The sequence below is a fragment of the Microvirga sp. P4_G7 genome (genome assembly GCF_056401005.1).
Genome location: NZ_JBFUKD010000402.1, coordinates 1 through 3489 on the forward strand (window position 1 = coordinate 1; position 3489 = coordinate 3489).

4 protein-coding genes are annotated in these 3489 nt (G+C 62.1%); all 4 read right to left on the bottom strand.

Annotated elements, in window-relative coordinates; genetic code table 11:
- Positions 1-121 precede the first annotated feature (121 nt).
- The gene (locus AC1DT3_RS15355) at positions 122-1135 is read right to left on the bottom strand and encodes an ABC transporter ATP-binding protein (RefSeq protein ID WP_477466112.1); all 1014 of its coding nucleotides are present in this window, start codon (positions 1133-1135) and stop codon (positions 122-124) included.
- Positions 1132-2358 carry an amidohydrolase/deacetylase family metallohydrolase gene (locus tag AC1DT3_RS15360; protein ID WP_477466113.1) on the bottom strand — a complete coding sequence of 409 codons (1227 nt, stop codon included), beginning with the start codon at positions 2356-2358 and terminating at the stop codon, positions 1132-1134. The genes AC1DT3_RS15355 and AC1DT3_RS15360 overlap by 4 nt, the downstream gene beginning before the upstream one ends.
- Positions 2359-2361: 3 nt before the next feature.
- A complete protein-coding gene (locus tag AC1DT3_RS15365; RefSeq protein WP_477466114.1) occupies positions 2362-3228 on the bottom strand; it encodes an ABC transporter permease in 867 nt (288 codons plus the stop codon).
- Positions 3228-3489, bottom strand: a 262-nt coding sequence (locus tag AC1DT3_RS15370) for an ABC transporter permease subunit (protein ID WP_477466115.1), incomplete at its 5' end; no start/stop codon positions are given. The genes AC1DT3_RS15370 and AC1DT3_RS15365, both read right to left, overlap by 1 nt.

Consider the following 3489-nt stretch of genomic DNA (forward strand, 5'->3'; position numbering starts at 1 on the left):
AGGCCGACGATGGTGCCGCGCTTGACGTCGAAACTCACCCCGTCGACGGCTTTCACGACGCCGTTTCGCGTGGGGAAATGCTTGGTGAGACCTTCGACCCTGAGAAGAACATCGCTGGCGATCATAGAACGTCGTGCCTCCAGCAGCGGCTCAAATGGTCGGGTTCGGCGACGAGAAGCGGCGGGTTTTCCTCACAGACGGGCATTCGGAACGGACAGCGCGGCGCGAAACTGCATCCCGGCGGCAGCGCCATGACGCTCGGCACATTGCCTGGAATGGGGTTGAGGCGCAGCCGCTCACCGGTCGCGGACCGGTCCCGCGATGCATCCGGGATGCAGGCGAGAAGCCCGCGCGTATAAGGATGCTTCTGATGTTCGAACAGACGCCCGACCGTCGCCTTTTCGACGACGCGACCCGCATACATGACAACGACATCGTGTGCGATCTCCGCAACGACGCCCAGATTGTGGGTGACGAAGAGTATGCTCATCCCGATCTCGCGCTGTAGGCGCCGAAGTAAATCGAGGATCTGCGCCTGGATGGTCACGTCGAGTGCGGTGGTCGGTTCGTCGGCAATGAGTAAGTTGGGATTGCAGGCGAGTGCGAGCGCGATCATGGCGCGCTGGCGCATGCCGCCCGACATCTGATGCGGATATTCGTCGAGCCGACGATCGGCCGCGGGGATCTCGACCAGTTCGAGCATGCGCTTGGCTCGCTGCCGCGCCTCACTCCGCGACACGGTCTCGTGCAGCCGGACCATCTCCATGATCTGATCGCCCACCGTGTAGAGCGGGTTGAGMSYCGTCATCGGCTCCTGGAAGATCAKTGCGATTTCCCGGCCGCGGATGCTCCGCATCTTTTTCTCCGGCACCTGAGCCAGATCGAGGACGTGCCCGCCGCTGGCGCGGTAGAGGATCTGACCGCCGACAATGCGTCCCGGCGGCGACAGGAGCCGCATGATGGACAGGCTGGTGACCGATTTTCCGGAACCGGACTCGCCGACCACCGCGACAGTTTCGCCGCGTTTGACGTCGAAACTGACGCCGTCGACGGATTTCGCGACGCGATCCCCTGCCTCGAAATGCGTACGCAGGTCGTCGACGCGAAGAACGATATCGTCGGCGAGCGCGCTCATCGCGCTCCAACCCAACCGCAATGCGGGCAAGCAGAGCTCTCGAGCGTCGACTTCACCTTGGGCTCGTAGCGGCCAGCCTTGATGGCCTCTGAACCCAGCACCGTGAAACGCGGCACGATCAGCCTGTCGATGCGTGCCTCATCACCCATCGAATCTCGTATCTTGAGATCGCTGTCGGTGACGTCGAAAAGGGTGAACTCCGCCCGCGTGCCCGGCTTGAGCAGGTTCTCGGTCGGAAGGCCGACAACCGTCATCGGCGCCAACGTCGATGCTTCGATCACGGCATCGAACGGCATGCCCACCGCAAGCAGCTTAGACATGGTCGTGCCCATGTCCCACACCGGATTGTCGAGTGAGCGGTTATGCAGATCGGTCGAGATCGAGAACGGCAACAGGCCGCGCTGGATCGCGATCTCCGCAACGCGGAACGAGAACGACGCACCGCCGTGGCCGACATCGAGACGCACGCCATCCTTCGCACAGCGCTCGGCCAAGAGAAAGAGGTCCTCGTCCTCGATGAGGTTGCCGGCGGGCTTGCCGTTGAAGCAATGAGTGATCACATCGCCAGGGCCAAGAACCTCGAGCACTTCGTCGAAGAGCGGAGGCGGCTCGCCGACGTGAACCATCAAAGGTAGCTTGAGGATTTTGGCGACCTTCTTGGCGATCTTTACCGGGGTAATGCCCCAGCTGCCGAGAATGACCCCGCTCGCGCGAACCTTGATGCCGATGATCACGTCGCGGTTGGCCTCGACGCAGGCAATCGTCCGATCGATATCGATCGAGCGCATGTCGATCAACTCGCTGACACGGTTGCACGCCACCAGGCCGATCGACCCGATGTTCAGGAACGCGCGAATGCGTTCCTTCGCCGGCTCGATGATGAACTCTCGGAAGCCGTGAAAATTAGCCTCCCCCGCCGATCCCGCATCGACGATGGTGGTGACACCGCGCTCGACCCCGCAGAGGTTGGGTCGAATGGAGATGTCGGTCCCGCCATGCCAGACGTGTGCGTGAAGATCGACCCAGCCGGGTGAAATGAACGCACCCGCAGAGTCGATGCGTTCGACGCCGTCAGGCGCTGCCAGCGACGGACCGACATTCTGAATGAGGCCGTCCGCCCCGATCAGGATATCCACGCTCCCCTGAGGCGTTCCGGGTCCGAAGGCGACCGGTTTGACGCCCGACAGAAGAAGCGGCTTTCCCGTTCCTGGGGAAAAAGTCATTGCTCAAAGATCCTTTCTGAGACGCGGGTCGAGCAGATCGCGGAACCCATCGCCCACCATCTGAAGCGATAGGACCGACACGACAATCGCAACGCCGGGGAMGAGGGTCATCCAATCCGCTTGCCCGATATATTGGCGGCCGGCGGCAATCATGGTTCCCCATGTCGGAATTTCAGGACTGACGCCGAGCCCGAGAAACGACAAGCCTGCCTCGGCAAGCATGGCGTAAGCGAAGATGAACGTGCCTTGCACGAGAATCGGCGAAATCAGGTTGCGCAACACGTGCCGCGTCATGATCCGCCATGTGGGGACGCCGAGCGCCCGCGCCGCTTCGACATAGGGCAACTCGCGGATCACGAGGGTCGATGCGCGCACGATGCGCGCGAGGCGTGGCGTGTAGACGATCCCCAAGGCGACGATGACGGTGACCAGGGACGGGCCAAGCGCCGCGACGAGCGCAATCGCCAGGAGAATGTCGGGAAACGCCATCATGGCATCGATAATGCGCGCGATCGGCGTATCAAGCCGTTTGAAGAACCCCGCGACGAGGCCGAGCGTCACACCGAAGATCGCAGCGAACGTGACGACGGAGAYGCCGACGAGGAGAGACAGTCGACCGGCATAGATCGTCCGGCTGAACACATCGCGACCGAACTCGTCCGTGCCGAACCAGAACGTTGCGCTCGGCGGCTTCAAGCGATTGACGATGGACAATTTGTTGGGGGCATAGGGCGCGATGACGGGAGCGAGAACCGCAAGGAGTGCGATCACCAGAAGGGCAAGCACGCCAAGGAGCACGGTCTTCCGGCTGACGAGCCGCAGGATAAATCCGACCGAAGTCGGTGCGGGAGAGGATGCGACGCCGGCCATCAGTAACGCACCCGCGGATCGACGAGCAGATAGAGCATGTCGATGAGAAAGTTGATCAGAACGTAGAGCGCCGCGATGATGAGCAGCGCTCCCTGAATGACAGGATAATCACGGCGCAAGACGGCTGACACGACGAGACTCCCAACTCCCGGAAGTCCGAAGACGGTCTCCGTGACCACGGCTCCGGAGACGAGCAACGCTGCCGTGATGCCGACGACAGTCAGGACCGGTATGAGCGCGTTCTTGAAGGCATGCTTCATG